This window comes from Mycobacterium sp. MYCO198283, from assembly GCF_021213805.1.
Lineage (GTDB): Bacteria > Actinomycetota > Actinomycetes > Mycobacteriales > Mycobacteriaceae > Mycobacterium.
On the sequence record NZ_JAJQJI010000007.1, the window covers coordinates 39815 to 66336 of the forward strand.

At 70.0% G+C, this 26522-nt stretch carries 22 protein-coding genes and 2 tRNA genes; 10 read left to right on the plus strand and 14 right to left on the minus strand.

All coding sequences use genetic code 11. From position 1 onward, the window contains the following. Positions 1–3: 3 nt before the first annotated feature. On the plus strand, positions 4–1338 hold the full coding sequence (locus LV457_RS14345; RefSeq protein WP_232171883.1) for a carboxylesterase family protein: 1335 nt from the start codon (positions 4–6) through the stop codon (positions 1336–1338). On the opposite strand, the gene LV457_RS14350 is transcribed toward LV457_RS14345, so the two are convergent. Continuing rightward, a tRNA-Cys gene (locus LV457_RS14350) sits at positions 1330–1400 on the minus strand. The genes LV457_RS14345 and LV457_RS14350 overlap by 9 nt on opposite strands. Positions 1401–1635: 235 nt before the next feature. Continuing rightward, the gene (gene uvrB / locus LV457_RS14355) at positions 1636–3795 is read right to left on the minus strand and encodes an excinuclease ABC subunit UvrB (RefSeq protein WP_232171884.1); all 2160 of its coding nucleotides are present in this window, start codon (positions 3793–3795) and stop codon (positions 1636–1638) included. Between the two features lie 81 nt (positions 3796–3876). On the opposite strand from uvrB, the gene LV457_RS14360 reads away from it, so the two are divergent. After that, entirely contained in the window at positions 3877–4383 is a 507-nt protein-coding gene (locus LV457_RS14360; protein WP_232171885.1) for a DUF402 domain-containing protein, read from the plus strand. An 11-nt stretch (positions 4384–4394) separates the two neighbouring features. After that, positions 4395–4916 carry a hypothetical protein gene (locus tag LV457_RS14365; protein ID WP_232171886.1) on the plus strand — a complete coding sequence of 174 codons (522 nt, stop codon included), beginning with the start codon at positions 4395–4397 and terminating at the stop codon, positions 4914–4916. On the opposite strand, the gene coaE is transcribed toward LV457_RS14365, so the two are convergent. The 4 genes from coaE to LV457_RS14385 all read right to left on the minus strand — a co-directional run bounded on the left by coaE (position 4913) and on the right by LV457_RS14385 (position 11561). Next, entirely contained in the window at positions 4913–6112 is a 1200-nt protein-coding gene (gene coaE, locus LV457_RS14370; protein WP_232171887.1) for a dephospho-CoA kinase, read from the minus strand. The genes LV457_RS14365 and coaE overlap by 4 nt on opposite strands. Before the next feature lie 77 nt (positions 6113–6189). Further along, a complete protein-coding gene (gene rpsA, locus LV457_RS14375; protein WP_232171888.1) occupies positions 6190–7638 on the minus strand; it encodes a 30S ribosomal protein S1 in 1449 nt (482 codons plus the stop codon). Positions 7639–7918: 280 nt separating this feature from the next. Continuing rightward, entirely contained in the window at positions 7919–10642 is a 2724-nt protein-coding gene (gene polA / locus LV457_RS14380; protein ID WP_232172116.1) for a DNA polymerase I, read from the minus strand. Between the two features lie 31 nt (positions 10643–10673). Further along, positions 10674–11561 (minus strand): LysR family transcriptional regulator, encoded by an 888-nt coding sequence (locus LV457_RS14385; RefSeq protein ID WP_232171889.1) that lies wholly within the window; start codon positions 11559–11561, stop codon positions 10674–10676. A 90-nt stretch (positions 11562–11651) separates the two neighbouring features. Between LV457_RS14385 and LV457_RS14390 the strand changes: the two genes are divergently transcribed. From LV457_RS14390 to LV457_RS14405, 4 genes are read left to right on the plus strand one after another with little or no spacing between them, the layout of a single operon-like run. Then, on the plus strand, positions 11652–12821 hold the full coding sequence (locus LV457_RS14390; protein ID WP_232171890.1) for an FAD-dependent monooxygenase: 1170 nt from the start codon (positions 11652–11654) through the stop codon (positions 12819–12821). After that, positions 12818–13495, plus strand: a complete 678-nt coding sequence (locus tag LV457_RS14395; protein ID WP_232171891.1) for an alpha/beta fold hydrolase — start codon at positions 12818–12820, stop codon at positions 13493–13495. Before LV457_RS14390 ends, LV457_RS14395 begins: the two co-directional genes overlap by 4 nt. Before the next feature lie 32 nt (positions 13496–13527). Then, positions 13528–13995 carry a Zn-ribbon domain-containing OB-fold protein gene (locus LV457_RS14400; protein ID WP_374198855.1) on the plus strand — a complete coding sequence of 156 codons (468 nt, stop codon included), beginning with the start codon at positions 13528–13530 and terminating at the stop codon, positions 13993–13995. Beyond that, complete coding sequence (locus LV457_RS14405; RefSeq protein ID WP_232171893.1) at positions 13992–15191, plus strand: lipid-transfer protein; 1200 nt, start codon at positions 13992–13994, stop codon at positions 15189–15191. Before LV457_RS14400 ends, LV457_RS14405 begins: the two co-directional genes overlap by 4 nt. A gap of 54 nt (positions 15192–15245) precedes the next feature. On the opposite strand, the gene LV457_RS14410 is transcribed toward LV457_RS14405, so the two are convergent. From LV457_RS14410 to LV457_RS14440, 7 genes are all read right to left on the minus strand, one after another. Continuing rightward, positions 15246–16385, minus strand: coding sequence for a branched-chain amino acid ABC transporter substrate-binding protein (locus LV457_RS14410; RefSeq protein WP_232171894.1), 1140 nt, complete (start codon positions 16383–16385; stop codon positions 15246–15248). 26 nt (positions 16386–16411) lie between these two features. After that, positions 16412–17152, minus strand: coding sequence for an ABC transporter ATP-binding protein (locus tag LV457_RS14415; protein ID WP_232171895.1), 741 nt, complete (start codon positions 17150–17152; stop codon positions 16412–16414). Beyond that, positions 17136–17993, minus strand: a complete 858-nt coding sequence (locus LV457_RS14420) for an ABC transporter ATP-binding protein (RefSeq protein ID WP_232171896.1) — start codon at positions 17991–17993, stop codon at positions 17136–17138. The genes LV457_RS14415 and LV457_RS14420 overlap by 17 nt, the downstream gene beginning before the upstream one ends. Beyond that, entirely contained in the window at positions 17990–19168 is a 1179-nt protein-coding gene (locus tag LV457_RS14425; protein WP_232171897.1) for a branched-chain amino acid ABC transporter permease, read from the minus strand. Before LV457_RS14425 ends, LV457_RS14420 begins: the two co-directional genes overlap by 4 nt. Further along, positions 19165–20196: a branched-chain amino acid ABC transporter permease gene (locus LV457_RS14430; RefSeq protein WP_232172118.1), complete on the minus strand. Its 1032-nt coding sequence runs from the start codon at positions 20194–20196 to the stop codon at positions 19165–19167. The genes LV457_RS14425 and LV457_RS14430 overlap by 4 nt, the downstream gene beginning before the upstream one ends. 90 nt (positions 20197–20286) lie before the next feature. Next, positions 20287–21492 (minus strand): branched-chain amino acid ABC transporter substrate-binding protein, encoded by a 1206-nt coding sequence (locus LV457_RS14435; protein ID WP_232171898.1) that lies wholly within the window; start codon positions 21490–21492, stop codon positions 20287–20289. A gap of 114 nt (positions 21493–21606) precedes the next feature. Then, positions 21607–22230 carry an ANTAR domain-containing response regulator gene (locus LV457_RS14440; RefSeq protein ID WP_232171899.1) on the minus strand — a complete coding sequence of 208 codons (624 nt, stop codon included), beginning with the start codon at positions 22228–22230 and terminating at the stop codon, positions 21607–21609. A 90-nt stretch (positions 22231–22320) separates the two neighbouring features. Here LV457_RS14440 and LV457_RS14445 point away from each other — a divergent pair. Beyond that, a tRNA-Leu gene (locus tag LV457_RS14445) sits at positions 22321–22394 on the plus strand. Between the two features lie 779 nt (positions 22395–23173). Further along, positions 23174–23428 (plus strand): DNA primase, encoded by a 255-nt coding sequence (locus LV457_RS14450; protein WP_232171900.1) that lies wholly within the window; start codon positions 23174–23176, stop codon positions 23426–23428. A 492-nt stretch (positions 23429–23920) separates the two neighbouring features. Here the strand turns inward: LV457_RS14450 and LV457_RS14455 are convergent, their stop codons facing one another. After that, complete coding sequence (locus tag LV457_RS14455) at positions 23921–24298, minus strand: hypothetical protein (RefSeq protein ID WP_232171901.1); 378 nt, start codon at positions 24296–24298, stop codon at positions 23921–23923. Positions 24299–24522: 224 nt separating this feature from the next. Here LV457_RS14455 and LV457_RS14460 point away from each other — a divergent pair, with 224 nt between their 5' ends. Next, entirely contained in the window at positions 24523–26514 is a 1992-nt protein-coding gene (locus LV457_RS14460; RefSeq protein ID WP_232171902.1) for an FUSC family protein, read from the plus strand. Positions 26515–26522 lie beyond the last annotated feature (8 nt).

The following is a 26522-nucleotide window of genomic DNA, read 5'->3' on the forward strand; positions in this document are numbered from 1 at the left end:
GGCATGTGCGCTTGCGGGACACACCGGCTCCTGCCGACCGAAGCCGGTCCGCTGCTCGTCGAGGACGACGGCAGGCTGGTGAGGGGGCGGGGCATCGGCTACGCCACCGCCGCCCGGTTCGCCGCGCCGGTGGCCACCGGTGCGCACGCGGCGCCCCGCGATGCCACCGCACGGGGACCGGCGTGTCCGCAACGTCGTTCGCGGCTGGACTTCGTGGCCGGTCCGGTGACCGACGGGCTCGCCGTCAGCGAGGCGTGCCAGGTCCTCAGCGTGACAGCGCCATCCGGTGCCGCCCGGCTGCCCGTGATGGTGTGGTTCCACGGCGGCGCCTACCTGTCGGGAAGCGGCGAGGCGGCCAAGTACGACGCCGATGCGCTGGCGCTCGAGGGACAGGTGGTGGTCGTCCGCGTCACCTACCGGCTCGGCATCTTCGGGTATCTGAACCCCGACCCCGACGGCGAGGCGAATCTCGGCCTCCGGGATCAGATCGCCGCGCTTCGCTGGGTCCACCAGCACATCGCCGCCTTCGGCGGTGACCCCGCGCGCGTCACCGTGTTCGGCCAGTCGGCTGGCGGCGACGCCGTGCTGTCGCTCATCCTCAGCGAGCACACCGCCGGTCTGTTCATCCGGGCGATCCTGCAGAGCGCACCCCTGGGCCTCCGGCACGGGCGTTCGGCGATGACGGCCGCCATGCGCCGTGCGGTCGCCGCGGCGCTGGGCGGCGCCGAACCGGGGTCGGCCACCGTGGCGCAACTCCTCGACGCCCAGGACGCCGCCGTGGCGGCCGCCCGCAGGTTCGGCGCCCCCGGCGGACTCCCGTTCGCCCCGATCGCGGGCGCGGACCCGCTGCCGGCCGCCGCCGACGAGCGCAGCCGACTCGCCGAGCGGGCACGCGACGTCGAGATCTTGGTGGGCCACACCCGCGACGACGCCGCGCCGTTCGTGGCGCTCGACCGGCGGGCCCACCGCCTCGCCGCCGCCGGTGCCCCCGGGCGGTTCCTCACCCGCCGGCTCGGGCGTGCGATGACCGAGCGGATCTTCGGACGACCCGCCGCGACCCTGGCGGCGACTTGGGAGTCGCACGGCGGAACGGCCGCCACCTACCGCGTCGACTGGGCGCCGCCGGACGCGCCGCTCGGCGCCTGCCACTGCATCGAGCTGCCCCTGCTGTTCGGCGCACCCGATGCCTGGGAGGACGCGCCGATGCTCGGCGCCAGGCGTCACCCGGTGCCCGACGACGTCGCCCACGGGATGCGGTCGCGCTGGGCGGCGTTCGCCCACGGTGGCGTCGCCGCGTTGCCGGCGACGGCGATGCGGATCGACAGTGCGAGCGGATGACGGGATTCGAACCCGTGTAAACGGCTTTGCAGGCCGGTGCCTAGCCACTCAGCCACACCCGCACTGACGCCCACAGTGCCAGCCCCCCCCACCCCGGCGCCCATGGTTTCGCTCGCGGTGAGCGTTAAGCACCCCGCCCGGCACCACGCGTCCCAGCAGGAGGAGCTCCATCGTCGGGGCAGTGCGCACCCGAGGCTGCCGGCGCCGTACGCGCTCAGCCCGTACACCGACGTCACCCAGGCGTAGACGCGTTGCCCGGGCGACACCACCGGCGAGGTCTCCGTCCCGCCGCCCGGCTTACTTCAAGCCCGCGGCATCCATGCCCCGCAGCTCCTTCTTGAGGTCGGCGATCTCGTCGCGGATGCGCGCCGCCAGCTCGAACTGCAGGTCCCGGGCCGCGGTCATCATCTGCGCGGTGAGGTCCTTGATGAGGTCGGCCAGCTCTGCGCGCGGCATGTTCCTGGTGTCGCGGCCCTCGACGATGCCGGCGCTGACCGCGCGCCCGGCCTCCCCCGGCGCCCGCCGGCCACGCGACGCGTTGCGGCCGGAACCGCCGATCTCCACGCTCTCGCTGTCGTCGGCTTCGCGGTACACCTGGTCGAGGATGTCGGCGATCTTCTTGCGCAGCGGCTGTGGGTCGATGCCGTGCTCTTTGTTGTAGGCGATCTGCTTGGCCCGGCGGCGCTCGGTCTCGTCGATGGCCTCCTTCATCGAGTCGGTGATGGTGTCGGCGTACATGTGCACCTCGCCGGAGACGTTGCGGGCCGCACGGCCGATGGTCTGGATGAGGCTTCGCGGCGACCGCAGGAAGCCTTCCTTGTCGGCGTCGAGGATCGCCACCAGCGACACCTCGGGCAGGTCGAGGCCCTCGCGCAACAGGTTGATGCCCACCAGCACGTCGTACTCGCCGAGCCGCAGCTGCCGCAGCAGCTCGACGCGGCGCAGCGTGTCGACCTCGGAGTGCAGATACCGCACCCGGATGCCCATCTCGAGCAGATAGTCGGTGAGGTCCTCGGCCATCTTCTTGGTCAGCGTCGTCACCAGCACGCGCTCGTCGCGCTCGGTGCGCTTGCGGATCTCGCCGATCAGGTCGTCGATCTGTCCCTTCGTCGGCTTGACCACGACCTGCGGGTCGACCAGCCCGGTCGGCCGGATGACCTGTTCGACGAATTCGCCACCGGACTGGCTCAGCTCGTAGGGGCCCGGCGTCGCGGACAGGTAGACGGTCTGCCCGATCCGGTCGGCGAACTCCTCCCAGGTGAGCGGCCGGTTGTCCATGGCCGACGGCAGCCGGAAGCCGAAGTCGACGAGGTTTCGCTTGCGCGACATGTCGCCTTCGTACATGCCGCCGATCTGCGGCACGGTGACGTGCGATTCGTCGATGACGAGCAGGAAGTCGTCGGGGAAGTAGTCGATCAGCGTCGCCGGCGCGGTGCCCGGGCCGCGGGCATCGATGTGGCGCGAGTAGTTCTCGATGCCGGAGCAGAACCCGACCTGCCGCATCATCTCGATGTCGTAGTTCGTGCGCATCCGCAGCCGCTGCGCCTCCAGCAGCTTGCCCTGCGACTCCAGTTCGGCCAGCCGGCTCTCGAGCTCGGCCTCGATGGTGGAGATGGCCTGCGCCATGCGCTCGGGCCCCGCCACGTAGTGGGTGGCCGGGAAGATCCGCAGCGAGTCGACGCGGCGGACGACGTCGCCGGTCAGCGGGTGCAGGTAGTACAGAGCCTCGACCTCGTCGCCGAAGTACTCGATGCGGACAGCGAGCTCTTCGTAGGACGGGATGATCTCGACGGTGTCGCCGCGGACCCGGAACGATCCGCGGGTGAAGGCGACGTCGTTGCGGGTGTACTGCACGTCGACGAGCAGCCGCAGCAGCGCGTCCCGTGGCACCTCGTCCCCGATCTTCAACTCGACGGACCGGTCCATGTAGGACTGCGGCGTGCCCAGGCCGTAGATACACGACACCGACGCGACCACCACCACGTCGCGCCGGGACAGCAGGCTCGACGTCGCCGAGTGCCGCAGCCGCTCCACGTCGTCGTTGATGGAGCTGTCCTTCTCGATGTAGGTGTCGGTCTGCGCGATGTAGGCCTCGGGCTGGTAGTAGTCGTAGTACGAGACGAAGTACTCGACGGCGTTGTTGGGCAGCATTTCCCGCAGCTCGTTGGCCATCTGCGCGGCGAGCGTCTTGTTCGGCTCCATCACCAGCGTGGGCCGCTGCAACCGTTCGATGAGCCAGGCCGTGGTGGCCGACTTGCCGGTGCCGGTGGCGCCCATCAGGACGACGTCGCGCTCACCCGCCCGGATCCGGCGTTCCAGTTCGTCGATGGCGGCCGGCTGGTCTCCGGCGGGTTGATAGGGGCTCACCACCTTGAACGGCGCTCCGGTGCGGACCATCGCCTCGACGGGGCGGTAGTCCGAGTGCGCGAGCACGGGACGTTCGGTCGCGAAAGCCATGATCACCAGCGTAGAACCACGGTCTGACAGATTCTGTTCCGCGACCGCGGGACCTACGCTGAGCCCATCGAACCCACCGCCGTGCACCCGCCCAAGACCGAGACGTTCGACCTCGTCGCGCGCACCAACACCGACCCCAAGGGCATCGTGCGCGCCGTCGACGTCTACACCGTGCGGCCCTGGGGGCTGTACATGGCCCGGCCGACGCCGGGCCGCGCGCAGTTCTACTACCTCGAATCGTGGCTGCTGCCGTCGCTGGGGCTGCGGGCGTCGGTCTTCCACTTCAACCCGGGCCACGAACGGGACCAGGACTTCTACCTCGACGTCGGCGAGTACACGGCCGGCGAGACGGCCTGGCGCGGCGAAGATCTCTACATCGACCTGGTGACGCACACCGGCGTCGGCACCGATGTGGTCGACGTGGACGAACTCCTGGCCGCGCTCACCCACGGCGTCGTGTCCCCCGTCGCCGCCGAGCGGGCGATCCTGCGGACCACCTCCGCCGTGGCCGGGCTGGCCGCTCACGGTCATGACCTGAACCGCTGGCTTGCGGGCAACGGCATGGATTTGACGTGGCGGACGGCGTAACCTCAGCGACCGTGACCGTTACCGCACGCCGGTGGCTCGGCGTGGCATCCGTCGCCGTGGCCCTCGCCGGCGGCCAGTTAATCCCGGCGCCCGCGGCGGCCGAACCGGATCCCGCCGCGCCCACGCTCGAGGGCGCCACCCAGCCGCCACCGGGGACGCTGCGCAACATCATCTACCGGGCGCGCATCGACGGCGTCGCCCGTGGCGCCAAGATCACCTACGCCGACGAAGCCGGCGAGCGCCAGGCCGATCCGATGATGGTGCCCGGCCGGGTGTTCGAGGTGTACGCCGTCCTTCCCCCGACGCAGCAGGCCACGATGCGGGTGGCGATCGAGTGGCCGTACTCCGCGAACCTGCACTGCGAGATCCTCGTGGACGACGCCGTGGTCGCCCAGGCCGACGACTTCATCGCGCCGCGCGTCACCCCGATGCGCGACGACCCGGATTACGGCGCGATCACCTGCGCCGCGCCCGTCGGCGGCGTCCTCGACCCGGCGCCGGCCGAGCCCGCGGTTCCCGAGGCGGCCGCCTAGGGTCGCCAGCCCGACGCGTCGGCCCAGTCCCACGCCCGCCGGTAGGCGCCCGCGAACCACGGCTGCATGGCGGTCCCGTAGTCCGGCGCGGCAAAGGCGTTGCGCTTGGCGGCGAGGTAGTCGTCGGCCATCCGCGGGTGCTCCCGCAACCAGTCGGCGAACAGCAGCGAAAACTGCTGGTTGGGCCAGCCGGCGACCCGCAGGTGCACGTGTGTCGGACGGCCGGGATCGGCGGAGGCGTGGAACCGCGTGCGCCACAACGCGGCGTCGTCGGTGTGGTCGAACTCCGCAACGGTGCTGCGGCCGTCGGGTTTCGGAACGTCCGCATCGACCCCGGCGACGCGCGGATAACCGGCCGTCAGCAGTGCCTCGGCGAGCGCGTCGGCGTCGGCCAGTGCTGCGACGGTGACCTGGATGTCGATGACGTCCCTGGCCTCCAGACCCGGTACGGACGTCGAGCCGACGTGGTCGACCCGCAGCGCGCGGTGACCGCTCGCGGTCGTGAGCCGAGCGATGATCCGTTTCGCCTGCGCGGCCCACTCCGGATTGGTCGGCACCAGCGTGCTCGGCGCCGCCGCGGGCCGCTGCGCCCGCACGTTCTCGGCGAACGGCACGATGCGCTCGTGCCAGAGCCGGCGTGCGCGCGCCGTCAGATCGTCCTGGCTCGCCGAGTTGTCGAGCCACACGTCGGCCACCGCGCGGCGCTGCTCGTCGTCGGCCTGCGCCGCGATGCGGGCCCGCGCGTCGGGCTCGGCCATCCCCCGCGCCGCGACGAGCCGCTGCACGCGGGTTTCGACGTCGGCATGGACCACCACGACCAGCGGGAAGAACGGCGCCATGTGCGACTCGACGAGCAACGGGATGTCCTCGACGATCACGGCGTCGTCGGGTGCGGCCGCGATCAGCTCCTCGCGGCGCTTACCCACCAGCGGGTGGACGATCCCGTTGAGCGTGGCGCGCTGCTGGTCGTCGCTGAACGCGATCGCCGCCAGCGCCGGCCGGTCGAGGCTGCCGTCGTCGCGCAGGATCTGCTCCCCGAACGCCTCGACGAGCGCCGCCAACCCCTCGGTGCCCGGTTCGACGACCTCGCGGGCGATGGCGTCGCCGTCGACGACGATTCCCCCGAGCTCGTTGAACGTGGCCGACACGGTCGATTTCCCGGCGCCGATCCCGCCGGTCAGGCCGATGCGCAGCATCACCACAGTCTGTCAGGTCCGCCGGCAACGACAACGCCCCGGATCCGAAGATCCGGGGCGCCGCGTCACTGCCTGGTTCAGGAGTTGCCGGCGAGCTTCTCCCGCAGCGCCGCGAGCTGCGCATCGCTGGCCAGCGATCCGCCGCCGCTGCCCGAATCGTCGGACCGCGACGAGGAGCTCTGCGTCGCGGGCCGGCTGGCGGCTTCCGCCTCGGCGGCCGCGAACCGCTCCATCTGCGCGGTGTGCATCTTGTGGCGCCGCTCGGCCTCGGCGTAGCGGGCTTCCCACTCCTCGCGCTGCTTGTCGAAGCCTTCGAGCCATTCGTTGGTCTCGGCGTCGAAGCCCTCGGGGAAGATGTAGTTGCCCTGCTCGTCGTAGCTGTCGGCCATGCCGTACTTCGACGGGTCGAACTCGTCGGTGTAGTCCTCGTTGGCCTGCTTGAGGCTCAGCGAGATCCGGCGACGCTCCAGGTCGATGTCGATGACCTTGACCATGGCGTCGTCGCCGACCGACACCACCTGGTCGGGCACCTCGACGTGGCGCTCGGCCAGCTCCGAGATGTGGACCAGCCCTTCGATGCCCTCCTCGACGCGGACGAACGCTCCGAACGGCACCAGCTTGGTGACCTTGCCCGGCACGATCTGCCCGATCGCGTGGGTGCGGGCGAAGTGCCGCCACGGATCTTCCTGCGTCGCCTTGAGCGACAACGAGACCCGCTCGCGGTCCATGTCGACGTCGAGCACCTCGACGGTGACCTCGTCGCCGACCTGCACGACCTCCGACGGGTGGTCGATGTGCTTCCACGACAGCTCGGAAACGTGCACCAGGCCGTCGACGCCGCCGAGGTCGACGAACGCGCCGAAGTTGACGATGGAGGACACGACACCCTTGCGGATGGCGCCCTTCTGCAGCTTGTTGAGGAACTCGCTGCGGACCTCGGACTGCGTCTGCTCCAGCCACGCGCGGCGGGACAGCACCACGTTGTTGCGGTTCTTGTCGAGCTCGATGATCTTGGCTTCGATCTCCTTGCCGATGTACGGCTGCAGATCGCGGACGCGGCGCATCTCGACCAGCGACGCGGGCAGGAAGCCGCGCAGCCCGATGTCGAGGATCAGGCCGCCCTTGACGACCTCGATGACGGTGCCCTTGACGGCCTCGTCCTTTTCCTTGAGTTCCTCGATCGTGCCCCAGGCGCGCTCGTACTGCGCGCGCTTCTTGGAGAGGATCAGCCGGCCCTCTTTGTCCTCCTTGGTGAGGACCAGGGCTTCGACCTCATCGCCGACGGACACCACTTCGTTCGGGTCGACGTCGTGCTTGATGGAGAGTTCGCGGGAGGGGATGACACCCTCGGTCTTGTAGCCGATGTCGAGGAGTACCTCGTCACGGTCAACCTTGACGATGGTCCCTTCGACGATGTCGCCATCGTTGAAGTATTTGATCGTTTTGTCGATGGCGGCGAGGAAGTCCTCGGCAGAGCCGATGTCGTTGACGGCTACTTGCGGCGAGGTGACGGCGGGACTTGGCATATGTTTGGGTTGCTCCGGACAGGTTCAATCGTAGGGACAGAGATTTCGTGTTGTGCCTGCGAAACGCGCACACAGGTACCGAACGAGGCTACGCGACGCGGTAAACCGGGACAAACCCGCCTGGCACGGTGACCGCATCGACCGTCAGTCCTTGAAGCACACCAGCTGGTGCGCGGTGATCAGCAAGTCTGCTGTCCTGCTCCACAACTCGGTCTGGTCGAAGTATCCGCGGGACAGCGCGGCCAACTCAGCGCGAGCGGTTCGCCGGACGGCCCGACCGTCAGTGCGCCGCCGCGTCCCAGCTGCGGCCGTAGCCCACCGAGACCTCCAGCGGCACGTCGAGCGGATAGGCGCCGCCCATCTTGTCGCGCACCAGCGCTTCGACGGTGTCCCGCTCACCGGGGGCGACCTCGAAGAGCAGCTCGTCGTGCACCTGGAGCAGCATCCGCGACCGCAGCCCGGCGTCGCGTAGCGCCCGGTCGACGTCGATCATCGCGACCTTGATGATGTCGGCGGCGCTCCCCTGGATCGGCGCGTTGAGCGCGGCGCGTTCGGCCGACTCGCGGACCTGGCGATTGCTGCTGTCGAGCTCGGGCAGATAGCGCCGGCGGCCGAACACCGTCGAGGTGTAGCCGTCCTTGCGGGCCTGGTCGACGATGTCGCGCAGGTAGTCGCGGATGCCGCCGAACCGGGCGAAGTACTGCTCCATCTGCAGCTTCGCCTCGTCGGTGGAGATCTTGAGCTGAGCGGCCAGCCCGTACGCCGAGAGGCCGTAGGCGAGCCCGTACGACATGGCCTTCACCCGGCGCCGTAGCTCCGGCGTCACCTCGTCGATGGGGACGTCGAACGCCCGCGACGCCACGAACGAGTGCAGGTCCTCCCCGGTGCGGAACGCCTCGATGAGGCCGGCGTCCTGCGACAGGTGCGCCATGATCCGCATCTCGATCTGGCTGTAGTCGGCCGTCATGAGCTCGCTGTAACCCTCGCCGACGATGAAGGCGTCGCGGATCTGCCGGCCGGCGTCGGTGCGGATCGGGATGTTCTGCAGGTTCGGGTCCGTCGACGAGAGCCGGCCGGTCGCGGCGATGGTCTGGTTGAAGGTGGTGTGGATCCGACCGTCCTCGGCCGTCGAAGCGAGCAGGCCGTCGACGGTGACCTTCAGCCGCGTGACGTCGCGGTGGGTTAGCAGGTGCTGGAGGAACGGGTGACCGGTCTTGTCGAAGAGCGACTGCAGCGCGTCCGCATCCGTGGTGTAGCCGGTCTTGGTGCGCTTGGTCTTCGGCATCTCCAGTTCGTCGAAGAGCACCGTCTGCAGCTGCTTGGGCGAACCGAGGTTGATCTGCTTGCCGATCACCGCATACGCGGCCTCGGCGGCGTCGCGGATCTGCGCGGCGAAGTCGCTCTGCAGCTCGGTGAGCTTGTCGACGTCCACGGCGATACCGGCCGCCTCGAGCTGCGCGAGCACCCGCTGCACGGGCAGCTCCATCCGCTCCAGCAGGGACGACGACTCGATGCGGGCCAGCTCGATGTCGAGCGCATCGGCGAGGTCGAGCACCGCCACGGCCCGCAGGATCAGCGTCTGCACCGCCTGGTCGTCGGTGCCGCCGTCCAGGCTGTCGAGCAGCGACAGCTGTTGCTGCTCGGGGTTGTCGGCGCGCAGTTCGCGCCGCAGATACCGCAGCGACAGGTCGTCGAGGGAGAAACTGCGCTGTCCCGGCCGCACCAGGTACGCGGCCAGCGCGGTGTCGGAGGTGACGCCGGCAAGGTTCCAGCCGCGGCCGGCGAGGTTGTGCATTGCGAGCTTGGCCTCGTGCAGGGCCTTGGGCGGTCCGGTTTCGGCCAGCCAGGACGCCAGCGCGGCCTCGTCGTCGGGGTGCAGTGCCGTGGTGTCGATGTAACGGCCGTCGCCGTCGGCCGACACGATCGCCAGCGCAGTGGCGTCGGAATCGAACACCCGGTTCGCGCCGACGACGGCAAGCCCGAAGCGTCGGCCGTCGCTGTGCTCGGCGAGCCAGGAGGCGAGTTCGCCGGCCACCAGTGCCCCGCCGCGCACGTCGAAGCCTTGGTCCACCTCGGGTTCGACGGCGGCGAGCGTCTCGAACAGCCGATCGCGCAGCACGCGGAATTCCAGGTCGTCGAACAGCCGGTGGATGTGGTCGCGGTCCCACGGCTGCAGCCGCAAGGTGTCCGGGGTGTGCGGAAGCGGGACGTTGCGCACCAGGTCGGTGAGCTCGCGGTTGAGCACCACCGAGGACAGGTTGGCGCGCAGTGCGTCGCCGACCTTGCCGCGCACCTCCTCGACGTTGTCGACGAGCCCCTGCAGCGAGCCGTACTCGACGATCCACTTCGCCGCCGTCTTCTCGCCGACGCCCGGAATGCCGGGAAGGTTGTCGCTCGGGTCGCCGCGCAGCGCCGCGAAGTCCGGGTACTGCGCCGGGGTGAGGCCGTACTTCTCCTGCACCGCGTCCGGGGTGAACCGGGTGAGATCGCTGACGCCCTTGCGGGGATAGAGGACCGTCACGTCGTCGGTGACGAGTTGCAGTGAGTCCCGGTCGCCGGTGACCACCAAGACCCGGAAGCCCTCGGCAGCGGCCTGCGTGGCGAGCGTCGCGATGATGTCGTCGGCCTCGAAGCCGGCTTCGGCCAGCACGGTGATGCCGAGCGCGGCGAGCACCTCCTTGGTGATCTCGATCTGGCCGCGGAACTCGTCGGGTGTGCTGGAGCGATTGGCCTTGTACTCGGGATACCGCTCGGCCCGGAAGGTCTGCCGCGACACGTCGAACGCCGCCGCCACGTGGGTGGGCGTCTCGTCGCGCAGCAGGTTGATCAGCATGGCGGTGAACCCGTACACCGCGTTGGTGTGGAGCCCGCCCTGGGTCTTGAAGTTTTCGGCGGGCAGCGCGTAGAACGCCCGGAAGGCCAGCGAATTGCCGTCGAGCAGCAGCAGTGTCGGTTTGGTGGACGCCTTGGCGGCCGCCTGTGCGGCTGCCTGAGTCTTCGTCACGCCGGACCGGGCTGGGCTCACGCGGTCAACTCTAGGCACCGGCACTGACGACCTGATGCCGGGCGAGGGCGATCAGCGCCCGCGCCGCCGGGCTGACGGGGCCGGACGACCGCCATGCCAGCACCAGCCGGCCCCGTATCGGCGGATCGATCGGCAGCGCGCGCAGGCCGGCTCGGTGCCGCGACACCGAGCTGGGAACAATCGCGACGCCCAGCCCGCGCGCGGCGAGCTCGGCGAGCTCCAGCGGGTTGGTGGCTTCGAACGCGATCCGGGCCGTCACGCCGGCGGCGGCCAACAGGGTGTCCAGTTGGTGGCGGATGCCGGTGCCCACCGGCAACGCGATGAGCGGATGCCGCGCCAGGTCGGCCGGGTGCAGGGCGGTGCGGCTGCTCAGCGGATGCCGCGGTGCCACCGCCGCCTCGATCGCCTCGTCCGTCACGACCTCGACGGACAGCCCCGCGGGCGTTTCGTGCGGCCCGATCGAGGCGATCACGACGTCGAATCGGCCGTCGCGGACCCCGGCGAGCAGCGCGGCGGAGGCGTCGGTGCCGAGCGTGATCTCGACGCCGGGATGACGGTCGTGGTACTCCGCGAGGAGCGCCGCGAGGTCGACGGGATGGGACGTGACGGCGCCGATCGCGACGGTGCCGCGGACCAGCTGGGCGACCTCGTCCACCGCGGCGGCGGCGTGGGCCACGGCCTGCAGGGCGGCCCGCGCGTGCGGCAACATGGCCTCCCCTGCGGCCGTCAACCGGACCGACCGCCCGCGGCGGTCCAGGAGCGGCTGACCGACCTCGCGTTCCAGCCGGGCGACGGCGGCGCTGACCGCAGGCTGGGCGACCAGGAGCTTTCCCGCGGCCCGGGTGAAACCGCCTTCGTCGACCACCGCCGTGAAGTACTCCAGCTGACGCAGATCCATAACCATGAATTATGGGATAGAGCACCAACATGTATTGGACTTATCGCGCTGATGCCGCCACCGTGGAAGGAGAAGACGAAAGGAGCAACGATGACGAAATCCGAAGCGCCCGTCGTGGTCGCGGGTGCCGGCATCGGCGGGCTGACCGCCGCGCTCGCGCTGTACGCGCGCGGCATCCGGGCGATCGTCGTGGACCGTGCGCAGCAGTTGGAGCCGCTCGGCGTCGGAATCAACCTCCTGCCGCACGCGGTGCGCGAGCTCCACCGGCTCGGCCTCGGAGCCGCGCTCGCGGACATCGCCGTCGCCCCGGAGTACCTCCGCTACGTCGACGCCCGGGGAGCAGAGATCTACGTCGAGCCCCGCGGCGTGGCCGGCGGCTACGGCCATCCGCAGCTGTCGGTGCACCGCGGCCGGCTGCAATCCCTGCTGCTCTCGGCGGTGCACGCCCGGCTGGGCGCCGACAGCGTGCGCACCGGCACTGCCGTCACCGGATTCCGCCAGTGCGCCGAGGGGGTCCGCGTCGACACCGTCGCATCGGAGGTCACCGCCGCGGCGCTGATCGGCGCGGACGGCTTGCACTCCACCGTGCGCCGACAACTGCACCCCGACGGTGACCCACTGCTGTGGTCGGGCATCCAGATGTATCGCGGCGCCACGACCGCCCCGGCGTTCCTCGACGGCCGCAGCATGGTCATCGTCGTGGGTGACGACGGGGTCAGCATGGTGCTGTACCGAATCGGCGACGACCTGCTCAACTGGGTCCTGCAGGTACCCGCCGGTACCCCCGGCCCGTTCACCGGCCCGGTCAGTTCACCGGAACCGGTGGACGCCGACGCCGTGGCCCGGCACGTGGCGAGCTGGTCGCTGGGGTGGCTCGACGCGGCGGCGCTGATACGCCGCACCCATCCGGTGACCCGGCACGCGATGGTCGACCGTGATCCGCTGCCCTGGTGGACCGCCGGCCGCGTCACACTGCTCGGCGATGCAGCGCACCCGATGTACCCGGTCGGCGCCAACGGGGCGTCGCAGGCCGTCGTCGACGGCGCCGTGCTCGCCGCGATGGTCGACCGCCACGGCATCCCCGCCGGGCTGGCGCGCTACGCGGTGCGGCGACGGCCCGACACCGCCCGCGTCGTCTACGCCAACCGGGCAATGCACGCTGCCGGTGGCAACACCGCCGCGGGCCTCGCCCACATCACCACCTCTTACCGAAATACCACCTCCTACCCCGACGACCTCGCAAGGAGCACCCGATCATGACCACCTTCGTCCTCGTCCCCGGAATGTGCCACGGCGCTTGGTGTTTCGACGACCTCGCCGCCGGGCTGCGCGGCGCTGGCCACGACGTCCTGGCGGTGACCCTGACCGGCGTGGCCGAGCGCGCGCACCTGCTGCGCGGCGGCGTCAACCTCGACACCCACATCGCCGATGTGCTCGCCGCGATCGCGGCGCTGCCCGGCGAGCCGGGCGATCTCGTGCTCGTCGGACACAGCTACGGCGGCATGGTGATCACCGGCGTCGCCGACCGCATTCCCGACCGCGTCGATGCGCTGGTGTACCTCGATGCCGTGGTGCCCCGCGACGGCGAGGCGTGCTGGCACGTCGTCAACGACGAGGAGCGCGCCTGGTACGTCGGTGTCGACGAGACCGGCTTCGGCGTGCCGCCGCTGCCGTTCTTCGACCCGCGGGCGACCGCCCATCCCCTCGCGACGGTGATGCAGCCGCTGCGGTTCGACGTCGACCTCAACCGGTTCCGGCGGCGCGACTACGTCTACGCACTGGACTGGCCCGGCGAGTCGCCCCTGCGGCAGTCGTACGAGCGCGTCCGCAACGATCCGCATTGGACGTGCCACGAACTGGACGGCAAGCACAACCTGATGCGCGACAAACCCGAGGAGCTGCTGCGGATCCTGCTCGACGTGGCACAGAACTGATACTGGAACACGTTTCAGTTCCGGGCCGCGCGATGGGTACGCTGACCCGCGTGCCAGGACCAGCAGACACCGCCCACCGACTACCGGCCGTCGACGGTTGGTTCGACACCGACGCGGACGGGCAGACCCGGCTCATCGCCGGCAGGTGCACACGATGCCGCACCTATGTCTTCCCGCCCCGCTCGTCGAACTGCCCCAACCCGGCGTGCGACGGCGACGAGCTGGAGCAGGTGCCGCTGTCGCGGCGCGGCACGCTGTGGAGCTACACCGAGAACCGGTACGCCCCGCCGCCGCCGTATCCGTCGCCCGACCCGTTCGAGCCGTTCGCCGTCGCCGCCGTGCAATTGGCCGACGAGGGCTTGATCATCCTCGGCAAGGTCGTCGAGGGCACGCTGGCCGCGGACCTGCGGGTCGGCATGGAGATGGAACTGACCACCATGACGCTCTACACCGACGACGACGGCGTCGACCGCGAGGTCTACGCCTGGAGGATCCCATGAGCCCCGAACCGGTCTACATCCTCGGCGCGGGCATGCACCCGTGGGGCAAGTGGGGGCGCGACTTCACCGAGTACGGCGTCGTCGCCGCCCGCGCAGCGCTGGCCGAGGCGGGCCTCGACTGGCGGCAGATCCAATTCGTCGCCGGCGCCGACACCATCCGCAACGGCTATCCCGGCTTCGTCGCCGGTGCGACGTTCGCCCAGAAGCTCGGGTGGAACGGCACGCCGGTCAGCTCCAGCTACGCCGCCTGCGCCAGTGGTTCGCAGGCGCTGCAGAGCGCCCGCGCGCAGATCCTCGCCGGCCTGTGCGACGTCGCGCTGGTCGTCGGCGCCGACACCACGCCGAAGGGCTTCTTCGCCCCGGTGGGCGGGGAACGCCGCAACGATCCCGACTGGCAGCGCTTCCACCTGATCGGCGCCACCAACACCGTGTACTTCGCGCTGCTGGCGCGGCGGCGGATGGATCTCCACGGCGCCACGCTCGAGGACTTCGCCCAGGTGAAGGTCAAGAACGCCCGCCATGGGCTGAACAACCCCAACGCCCGCTACCGCAAGGAGAGCTCGGTCGAGGACGTGCTCGCCAGCCCGGTGGTGTCGGATCCGCTGCGGCTGCTCGACATCTGCGCCACGTCCGACGGCGCGGCCGCGCTGGTCGTCGCGAGCAAGGCGTTCGCGGAGAAACACCTGGGGTCGGTGACCGGCGTGCCGTCGGTGCGGGCCGTCAGCACCGTCACGCCGCGGTATCCGCAGCACCTGCCCGAACTGCCGGACATCGCCACCGATTCGACGGCCGTGGTGCCCGGACCGGACCGGGTGTTCAAGGACCAGATCCTCGACGCGGCCTATGCCGAGGCGGGCATCGGGCCCGAGGACCTCAGCGTCGCCGAGGTGTACGACCTGTCGACGGCGCTGGAGCTCGACTGGTACGAGCACCTCGGGCTGTGCCCGAAGGGCGAGGCGGAGAGCCTGCTGCGCAGCGGCGCGACCACCCTCGGCGGCCGCATCCCGGTGAACCCGTCGGGTGGGTTGGCGTGCTTCGGCGAGGCGATCCCCGCGCAGGCGATCGCGCAGGTCTGTGAGCTCACCTGGCAGCTGCGCGGGCAGGCGACCGGTCGCCAGGTCGAGAACGCGACGGTCGGCGTGACGGCCAACCAGGGGCTGTTCGGGCACGGCTCCGCGGTGGTGGTCGCACGCTGAGAGCGCGCGAAAGCCGCAAGTGCGCTGAGCGGGCGAAAGCGGCAAGCGCGCTGACTAGCGCTCCTCGACCCGCGAGATCCACACCGTCGGGTCGACCAGTTCGCCGGTGGTATCCCAGGCGTAGTGGTTGGTCACGCCCTGCCCGTCGTAGCGGTGGATCCAGTCGACGAGCTGCGCGCGGGTGAGCGCACCGGCGTCGATGCCGCGCACCATGACGGTCGCGAGGTCGTAGCCGATCGCCGCGTGGGAGCTGACGAAGCCGGCCGGCGTCGGGCCGTACGGATCGGACAGCAGCATGCCCTCGGAGCCGTCGACCGGCTCGGCCGGCGGCACGAAGTCCGCGGTGAGAACTGTTGCCGGGCAGCCGAGCTCCCGCAGACGCCGCGACAGCTGCGCCGCGGGTTCGGCCCGGCCGCCGACGAACACCGCGCCCGGCGCCTCGCTCGCCAGGCGCTGCGCCGCGGCGTCCGGGTCGGCCAGGCCGACGGCTGCGCCGCACTCGGCCGGACCCAGCGTGGCCGCGACCGCATGTGCCATCGCCGTGCCGAACGCCGTGCCGTCGTCGGTGACGCACACCGTCGCCGCGTCGAGTGTGGCGGTGAGGTAGTTGGCCACCGCCCGGCCCTGTGCGGCGACTCCGGCCAGCCCGCGGAAGAACGTGCGGCGGCCCCGCTCGGCGAGCGCGTCGCGCCGGGCGGATGCGGTGGCGGTGACCAGGCCGGCGCTCTCGAACGCCCCGGCGGTGGCCTCGACGACGTCCGACAGCACCGGGCCCACGACGCCGAGGGTGTAGACGTCGGCGACCAGGTCGCCGGCCAGCTGCCGGCTGCGCTGCTCGTCGGCGCCGGTGTCGAACTCCTTGAGCTGCACCTGGCAGCCGGGATTCGTGGTGTTGTGGCGGTCGACGGCCGACCGGACGCCGTCGCGGATGTCGGCTCCCAGCCCGGCGTCGTCGCCGCTGAGCGGACCGAGGAACGCCAGCGACACCGGTGCGCACACCGCGGCGCCGTCGCCGGCCGGGTCGGCGGCCGTCGGGGTATCGGTGCGCACCGCCCCGTCGAGCCCGATCCGGGCGACGGGCACGACGTGCAGGTCCGGGGTGTGCAGGCGGACGGCGGCGACGACACCGCCGCAGAGCATCGCAGCCAGGGCCAGCGCGGTCAGGCGGCGACGCCCCACCCGGCTGCTCACCATGTCGCCCCCCTGGACACTGTGCCGCCTCAGGCGACCCCGAGGTACGCCGCCCGCACGCTGTCGTCGTGCAGGAGCTCACGGGCGGGTCCCTCGCGCGTGAGTTCCCCCGTCTCCAGGATGTATGCCCGATCGGAGCGGCTGAGCGCCTGCTGCGCGTTCTGCTCGACCAGCAGCACCGTGGTGCCTTGGGCGTTGATCTCGGCGATGATGCCGAAGATCTGCGAGATGACCATCGGCGCGAGGCCCATCGACGGTTCGTCGAGCAGCAGCACCCGTGGTCGCGCCATCAGCGCCCGACCGATCGCCAGCATCTGCTGCTCGCCGCCCGAGAGCGTGCCGCCGACCTGGCTGCGCCGCTCGGCCAGCCGCGGGAAGGTGGCGAACACCCAGTCGAGCCGTTCGCGGTGCTCGGCGCGGGACGCGAATTTCCGCCCGTAGCAGCCCATTTCGAGGTTTTCGACGACGGACATGCCGGGGAAGACGCCTCGCCCCTCGGGTGCCTGGATGAGTCCGTCGGCGACCCGCCGATGCGCTTTGACGCGTGAGATGTCCCGGCCCTCGAACCACACCGAGCCGCGGCTGAGCGGCCGCAGCCCCGAGATCGCCCGCATGGTGGTGGTCTTGCCGGCGCCGTTGCTGCCCAGCAGCGTCACCAGCTCGCCTTCGTGGACGACGAGCGAGATGCCGTGCAGCGCTTCGATCCTGCCGTAGTTCACGGCGACGTCGCGCAGTTCGAGGATGGGTGTGCGGTCAGTGGAGTTCGTCATCGGGCACCCCCAGGTAGGCGGCGATCACCGCGGGATCCTCGCGGATGTCCTTGGGCAGACCGTCGGCGATCTTGCGGCCGAACTCCAGGACGACGATCCGGTCTGTCACGCCCATGACGAGCCGCATGTCGTGCTCGATGAGCAGGACCGTGTAGCCGTCGTCACGGATCTTCCGGATCAGGTCGATGAGTGCGGCCTTCTCCCCCGGGTTGAACCCGGCGGCCGGCTCGTCGAGGCATAGCAGTTTCGGCTCGGTGGCCAGCGCGCGGGCGATCTCCAGACGCCGCTGATCGCCGTAGGACAGGTTCTTCGCCTTTTCGTCGCCGCGGTGGGCGATCCCGACGAACTGCAGCAGCGCCGCCGCCCGTTCCACGGCGTCGCGTTCCTCCCGGCGGTGCCGCGGTGAGCGGACCAACGCGCCGGGCACCGAGGTCCGGTGCCGCGCATCGGTGCCGACGGCCACGTTCTCCAGCGCGGTCATCTCGCCGAACAGCCGGATGTTCTGGAAGGTGCGCGCGATGCCCCGGCGGGTGATCTGGTGGCGCTTGATGCGGCCGAGCGGAGCGCCGTCGAACCTGACGTGTCCGCCGCTGGGGCGGTAGACACCGGTGATCGCGTTGAAGCAGGTGGTCTTGCCGGCCCCGTTGGGTCCGATCAGACCCAGGATCTCGCCTCGACGGATGTCGAAGGTGACCGCGTCGAGGGCGACGAGGCCGCCGAAGCGCACCGTCAAGTCGACGACTTCCAAGAGCGCCTCGCCCTCGTCGACGTTGACGTCGCGGTGCAGCGCGGCGAGTTCCTCGTCGATGACACCGGTGTCCTCGGGCAGCGCCTCGGTCATGAGGCCGCCTCCTTCGCGTCGGCGTCCCGGCTGCCGCGCAGCAGGTCCCGGGCGGATCGGCCGTAGCTGAGCAGCTGCTGACGCACCGGGAACAGTCCCTCCGGCCGGAAGATCATCAGCACCACCAGCGCCAGCCCGAAGAACAGGTATTTGAGGTCGCCGAGGTTGATGCCGAGCACTTCGACGCCGAGCAGCCGGTTGGGCAGGTACACGATGACGAAGGCCCCGAAGATGACGCCCAGTTTGTTGCCCTGCCCGCCGAGCACCACCGCGCACAAGAACAGCATCGAGTTGATGATGTTGAAGGTCGGTGGCGCGACGTATTGCACCTGGCCCGCGTACAGCGCCCCGGAGAGACCGCCGATGGCGGCGCCGATCACGAACGCCCAGAGCTTGAACCGGAAGGTGTTGACGCCCATCACCTCGGCGGCGTCCTCGTCCTCACGGATGGCCACCCAGGCGCGTCCGACCCGGCTGCGTTCGAGGTTCCCGACCAGCAGCAGGATGGCGACGATGAGCAGCAGCCCGAGCCAGAACCACCAGGTGCCGTAGTTGGCGGTGCCCGACGAGTTGCCGCTGGAGAACACGCCCTCGGGCAGGGTCTCCCGTTCTGCCAGCCGCGGATAGGCGACCTGGTTGAGGCCGCGGGGGCCGTTGGTGACGTCGGACAGGTTGTCGGCCATCAGCCGGATGATCTCGCCGAACCCGAGGGTGACGATCGCGAGGTAGTCGCCGCGGAGCCGCAGCGTCGGGAATCCGAGCACCAGCCCCGCCAGCGCGGTCATCGCCATGGCCAGCGGGACGCAGGACAGCCAGGCCCAGCGCTCGTCGAACATGCCGGTCCCCAACCGGTTCCACGGGCTGTCGGGGCTGGTCAACAGGGCGACGGTGTAGGCACCGACCGCGTAGAAGCCGACGTAGCCGAGGTCGAGCAGGCCGGCCTGCCCGACGACGACGTTCAGGCCGATCGCGATGATCGCGACCATGGCGAACTGCGCCATGGTGCCGCCGAAGCTGATGCCCGGCGTGTTGAGGAACGGCGGCGGGAACAGCGGCAGCAGCGCCAGGAGCGCGAACATCGCCACGCCGAGCGCCCACTTCTGTGGTCGGCTGCGCTCCGACCACCAGCCGCGCAGCCGGTCGCCGGGGGCCAGCAGCGTATCGGTACGGCTCATACTCTCGCCTTTCCGAGGCTCTCCCCCAGGATGCCGGTCGGCCGGACCAGCAGGACGAGCACCAGCAGGACGAACGCGACGACGTCACGCCACTGCGTGCCGAACACCGCCTGACCGTAGTTCTCGAAGATCCCGAGGAGCAGCCCGCCCAGGAGCGCACCGCGAAGGTTGCCGATGCCGCCGAGCACCGCCGCCGAGAACGCCTTGATGCCCAGCAGGAACCCGCCCGAGTAGATGATTCCCTGCGGCACCTTGAGCGTGTACAGCAGCGCCGCGGCGCCCGCGAGCAGGCCGCCGATGAGGAAAGTCGTCATGATGATCCGCTCCCGCGACACCCCCATCAGAGTGGCCGTCGCCGGGTCCTGCGCTACAGCCCGGATGCCCCGGCCGAACTTGGTGCGGTTGATCGCGATGTCGGTGATCACGGCGAAGATCAACGCGGCGACGACGATCACCAGCGTCACGTTGGAGACCGCGGCTCCGAAGACGGTGAACTGCGTCTTCGGCTGTACCAGGATGATCGGCTGCTGCGCGTTGCTGCCGCCGTAGCCCGGGAGGAGCTTCGGCAACACGAAGTGCACGAACTCCTGCAGCACGAAGGACATGCCGATCGCGGTGATGAGGAAGGTCAGCGGCCGGGCGTTCCGTCGTCGCAGCGGCCGGTAGGCGACGGCTTCCAGGCCGACGGCCGCCCCGCCCGACACGACCATCGCACCCAGCATCGCCACGGCGAGGTAGAGCACCGCCAGCGCCACGCCCGGGTTGTAGGCGTTACCGCTCGGGGTGAAGCCCAGGATGATGTCGAGCGCGAAGTAGGCACCGAACATGCCGAGCATGAAGATCTCGGAGTGGGCGAAGTTGATCAGCCGCAGCACGCCGAAGACCAGCGTGTAGCCCACCGCGACCAGCGCGTAGATCGCGCCCCACGACAGTCCGTCGATCGTGAGCTGCCAGAAGCCACCCCGCAGGTTCTCGAGGTTGAAGTTGATGTTGGCGGCCAGGCAGGTGTCGGTGCACTGCTGCGCCATCTCGATCATCCGCGGCGGCTCCTCGTTGTCGGGGGCGATCAGCGCGAAGCGCCCGAGCCGGCAAGGCCCGGACGCTTCGCGGCGATTCGGCTACTGGACCTTGAAGATCCAGATCAGGTTGGTGGTGAGCTCACCGTTGGGCGTCCACTGATATTGCCGTGCCACGCCCTGGCCGTTGTACGTGCGGACGAAGTCCAACAGCGCGGGCCGGGTGACGGCGCCGGAGTCGATGCCCTTGAGCAGAATGGTGCCCAGGTCGTAGCCCTCGGTGCTGTAGGTGCCGGGATCCATGCTGAACTTCTTGGTGTAGGTCTCGGCGAAGCTGCCGGTGGCCGGGCCGCAGGGGCAGGACAGGATGGCGTCCTTCGCCGCTTCGCCGGCCTGCTTGACGAACTCGGGATCCTTGGTGCCGTCGGCCGAGACGAAGGTGCCGGTGAAGCCGCCGTCTTTGAGTTGCTGGACGAACAGCGCCGCCTCGGAGTAGTAGCCGCCGTAGAACACCGCGTTCGGCGCGGCGTTCTTGACCTGGGTCACCGCCGCCGAGAAGTCCTTGTCGCCCTTCTTGACCGAGATGTTGCAGCCCGGGTCAGCGACCGGTCCGAGGGTGTCGCGGACCGCCGTCGCCAGCCCGAGGCCGTAGTCCGAGCTGTCGTCGACGACGCAGATCTTCTGGTAGCCGAGGGTGTTCTTCAGGTAGTTGGCCACCGACGGGCCCTGCACCGCGTCGTTGGCGAGGCCGCGGAAGAAGGTTCGCCAACCGCTCTGGCTGAGCGTCGGGTTGGTGGCCGAGGCCGTGGTCGCCACCAGGCCGGCCTGGTTGAAGACCTCACCGGTGGCCTTGGTCTCGCCGGAGAACGCCGGGCCGACGAGGCCGACGATCGACTGGTCGTCGACGATCTGCGGGGCGATGTTGCTGGCCTTCTGCGGATCTCCTTCGGTGTCGAAGGTCTTGAGCGACACCTGGCAGCCCGGGTTGGCGGCGTTGTGCTCGTCGATCGCCAGCTGCACGCCGTTCTTGATGTTGATGCCCAACGCCGCGTCGGGACCGTTGAGCGCACCGGCCATCGCGATCGAGAGCGGCGGGCAGGTGGCTTTACCGTCCCCTGCCGGGTTGGCGGGCGCAGCGCCCTGGGCCGACTGGATCTCGGCGCCGTTCTGGTCGATCTGGACCTGCTCCACGATCTTCAGGTTCGGCTGGTTCTCCTGCGGCGTCGACTGCTGACACCCCGCCAGTGTCAGCGTCAGAAGTCCTGCAGTGGTCAGCGCGAATGCGCTCCGTGTGGCGCGACGGCGCACCTCATACCTCCCGGTCGAAGGGGTTTTCTCGCGATGAACATAACCAACCCGCGGCGCGACCGCGCGGTGTTGACACGCGCGGCGCCCGCATCGGCGGTCCGGTATTCGGGCGGCTCAGGTCGACGGGGCGGAGTCCTTGGGCGTGTCCAGGGTCTCCAGGACCACCTCGGCGACCCGCTTCATGGTGGTGCGGCGGTCCATGGCGGCGCGCTGGATCCACTTGAACGCCTCGGGTTCGCTCAGCCCCTGCGTGGCCTGCAGCAGGCCCTTGGCGCGCTCGATCAGCTTGCGAGTTTCCAGCCGGTCGGACAGCTCGCCGACCTCCTTCTCCAGCGCCGAGATCTCGCCGAACCTGCTGACCGCCAGCTCGATCGCGGGCACCAGGTCCGAGACGGAGAACGGCTTCACCAGATAGGCCATGGCGCCGGCGTCGCGAGCACGTTCGACGAGGTCGCGCTGGCTGAAGGCGGTCAACACCACGATGGGCGCGATGCGCTTGCCGGCGATCTCGGCGGCGGCGTCGATGCCATCCCGGCGCGGCATCTTCACATCCATGATCACCAGGTCGGGTGACAGCGCTTCGGCCAGGTCGACGGCCTCCTGCCCATCGCCGGCCTCGCCGACCACGTCGTAGCCCTCTTCACGCAGCATCTCTGCCAGGTCCAGCCGGATGAGCGCTTCGTCCTCGGCGATGAGGACGCGACGGGGGGCAGGCGCAGTGCTGTCGCTTGCGGTCATCCGGTCATTGTGTCGTCCGGCGGCCCCGGCGGCGAGCGCGGGGCTGTGACGTCGGTCAACCGGCCCTCATCCACTATCGTGACTGCCGTCGCCCTCGTATCCCAACTGGCAGAGGAAACGGATTCAAAACCCGTACAGTGTGAGTTCGAATCTCACCGAGGGCACCGAGAAAGGCCAGGTCAGACCCTATAAGGGGCTGATGGGCTCCGGTCAGAACTAGCCGACCGTATGCAGATCGTATGCACAGTACATCAACCTCAACCACCAACGACCGCATACAGTCATGCCCGCTCCGCCGCCGCATCGAACACCCAGCGGTACTCACCATTCGTGGGCAGCCCGCGCTTACCCGGAAAGACACGCTCGTCAGCTGGTACACACCGAGATTGCGACCAGCTTCTCCCACACGATATTAGGAATGGCGACCCGCCGCGGCTTATCCGTTTTCGTGGTCGACTCAACGACCCCCCGACCCGTCACATTCGTTACCGACGCCGTAACGTTAAAACCCGCTTGTCCATGTCGATGTCACGCCACCGCAGAGCAACCGCTTCACCGAACCGAAGCCCGCAGTAACCCAGCGTCAACGTCAGCGCCTCGAAATGGCCTGTCTCGGCCACGAGCGCCTGCAATTGCCTGTGCGATAGTCCCTCACGGCTGCCGTCATTTTTCCTGCTCGGCACAACGACGCCCTCAGTGACGTTATCTTGAATGTTCTTAGTCCGCACAGCATACTTCAACACTTGCGACCGCTTGATAGGACTGGATCACCCGAGACGCCGAAAAGGCGCCACTGCCACGCTGCTTGACTTCGCCGTCCTCCGAGCTTGACAGCAATGGTCGCCCCCTCGTCGTGCCGAGTGGCCCATCGGGGAATCAGCTCGGCGAGTTCGGCGGCGTTGTGTCGCAGCAGGTCGTTGGTCAGATGCACGGCCTTCCGGTCGTGACCGACCCGAACCTGCCGACCAATCTGGGCGCGGGCAATAACGAGGACGTCGTCCACGTTCTGCGCGCCAGTGACCTGCTGCTGTTCGAGTCGAGTGTCCGCACTCGTGCCCTGCAGGAGACTCGGACCACGACCCTGACGGTCCTGCTGCAGGTCTACGGCTACCTGGCGTTCACTGCCGGCCGTATCCCGAAGAGCATCTGTGAGATCGGCGGCACCGCACTTCCTGCGCCGGCCGACTTTCTGAGTTAGCGCTTGAGTGACTAGTTCACTCGTGAGACTTCAGGCTCACGCCTGAAACACCGGGTGGCCACCGCCGAGACATCGCGCCTCTGAAATATGGAGGACGAGTCCGGCGGTGGTCACCACTGGTAGTAAGACGGATAGAAGCAGCCGAACGTGCCGCGGGGATCGTCCTGCATATAGAGCCGGTGCTGCCACTCGGCGCGAGCAATAAGCTCTCGGCGGGCTCGCTGTCGCGCCCGGTATCGACTCAGCGACACCGCCCCGAGGATGAACGGCCACATTGCAACGGCGTAGAAACTTAGCAAGGTAATCGCCCCTCAGGGCCACTGGTAGTAACCATCCCGCGCTGGCATCATTTGGCCAACAAAGAACAAGCCCCACACAATCGCTGTTACCACGAGGTATGGGTGTCGTCGAACTCCATCCACGCGTGCAAGGTCCGTAGCGGCGCAAAGGGTGGCCGCGGCCCGCCTGCCCTTCGCCATGCCGCGAAGGGTGTCACTTCTGGGTGATGTGACTCCGCATCTCAGCGCGGTTCCGCGCTTCTACCGCCTCCTGAATCAGGGCCGCCACCGATGTCAGGGTCGTCACCAGCCCGGTTAGGTCATCGGCGGCCGACGGCACACGCTCCTCAGCCACCAGGCGAAGCAGCTGCTCGCGGGCCACCGTCGATACCGGTAGGCCCCGGCGCTCGGCGACGCGCTCCAGCGCCTCCAGCTCCTCCGGGTTCAGCCGCACCTGCAGCACCTTGCTGCGCGCCCGGTTCGGCCGGCTCACCGTCACATGCTCCGGCAGCGGCCGGTCGGTCTGGTCGTCTTCGCCGGCCGCCGCATCGGCAGCCACCGCGGCCAGCTTCGCCTCAAGATCGTCACTCATCGGGTCCTCCTTGCAGGTAGTAGCGGCGGTCGCGGCCGTTCGACTTCCAGGCGCTGGCGCCGTAGGTGACGCCGTCCTCGTCGATGGTGACGTCGGTCAGGATGGCGGCGGCGGAGGCCGAGTACCCGATGGTGCGGGTGCTGTCGCCGCTGCGGCTGTTTGCACTCGCCTGCAGCTGCCGGACAACCCCGCGGCGTGACGGTCGTCATCGTTAGAATCGGGTGATGGCGATCACGGTCGCGGCGACGCGACGCTGGCCGGCGGTGGACGGCCCCGCGGTTGCGCGGAGCCTCCTCGGGGTGCTCGCCGTCGGCGCTGCGACCTACGGCTGGATCGGCCCCGCCGCCGCGATGCTGTCGATGGGCGCGGCCGCCGTCGCCGGTGCCACCGCGCTGCAGGACAGTCCCCGCGGGCGGCTGGGACTGGTGCTGGGGGTATCGCTGCAATTGGGGCTGGCCGTCCTTCTCGCGCTGCTCGCCACGGCCCACGACGCCGTCTTCGTCGTGGCGGTGCCGCTGTGGTGCCTGGTCGCCGGACTGCACTGGGCGCTGGGCAACCATGCCGGCCTGATCGCCACCGCCGCCTCGGCGCTGGTGGTCGTCGCTCCCCCGCTGCCGATTCCGCCGGCGGACGCTGCCGCCACCGCGGTGGCCGCCGTCGCCGGTGGCGGCCTGCAGGCCGTCCTGCTCGCGGTGTGGCCGCGCCGGCGCTGGCGAGCCCAGCGCGCCGCCCTGACCGCGGCCTACGAGTCGCTCGCCGACAGCGCCACCCGCCTGGTCGCCGACCCCGACGCCGCGGTGGCCCGCACGCCGCTCATCGCGTTGCGCGAGGCCTTCGCCCACACCGGCCGGCAGGCCGGGCGCCGACCCGTCGAGTTCCGGCGCTGGTACGGCCAGCCCGAACGCATCGGCGTGACGCTCGCCGCGGTGCGCGGCCACCCCGAGGTGCTCACCGCGGCCGCCGCTGCGCTGCGGGCGATCGCCGACGGCGGCCACGGCGCGATCGCGGACGCCGAACGCGCACTGCAGCGGGTCGACGCGCTCCGCCGGGACTCGGGAGACCACGATCAGCCGGCGATCGGCCGGCTGTCGGATCAGCTGCACGAGGCCGCGGCGCTGCAATTCCACGGCTGGCGCCCGGTGTCGGGCAGCCTCGAACAGCTGCGCCGCCGCGGCGTCACCCACCTCATCGGGTCGGGCCTCGACGCCATCGTCGCGCAGTGCACCTGGCGGTCACCGGTGCTGCGGCACGGCGTGCGGCTCGCCGCGGCCGCCGGGCTCGCCGCCGCGCTGGCCCGCTTCGGTCACGTGGCGTACGGCTACTGGATCGCCCTCGCGGCGGTTCTGCTGCTGCGCCCGGAGACGGCGCACACCTACACCCGGTGCGCCGTGCGGATGGCCGGGGCGCTCACCGGCATCGCGGCCGTCACGGTGCCCATGCTGGTGTGGCAACCCGGCGGCCTGGTCGCGGTCGTCCTGGCGGTCGCGCTGCTCGGGTTGGCCTACGCGGCCACCGGAACCGGCTACTTCGCGGTGATCGCGGCACTGTCGGCGGCGCTGACCCTGCTGGCCGCCACGAGCCACCCGACGGACGCGGCGCCGTACCGGGCACTTCTGGCCGCCGTGATCGGCGGAGCGTTGGCCGTCAGCGCCCACGTCGTCTTCCCGGACACGCCGCTCACCCGGCTCGCTCAGCGCGCCGACGAGCTGCTGCGGGCCGAGGTCGAATACGCCGTCGCCACGGTCGACAGCCACCTGCACCGCCACGGCGACGCGGCGGCGTGCCTGCGCACCGCGTCCCAGCGGGCCGCGCGGGCGCGCTCGGCGTTCGAAGCGGCCGACGGCGCGATGCGGAACAAGACGGCCGCGCAGCGGTCCTGGCTGCGGTCGCTGCGGGTCACGCTGAACACCATGACCGAAGCGTGCGCGGCCATCGAACGCCAACCTCCCGTCGACCCCACCGTGCTGGGCGACGAGTTCGTCGCCGCGGTCGACGACTACCTGGAGACGTTGAGCACCGACCCGTTGAGCCCGGTCGAGCCGTGGCGGCTGGATATCGCCGACCTGGCGGCGAGCTACCAGCGGCTGCAGGATCGGGCCCGAGAGCTGCCGCCGGGCAACGCCGCCGGCCGCATCCTGGTCGCCGAGCTCGGCAAGATCGCCCGGGCCCTACGGCGGGTGAGCGATGCGGGCCCGGCGACCGCCGCGGCGACCTAGGCTGTCGC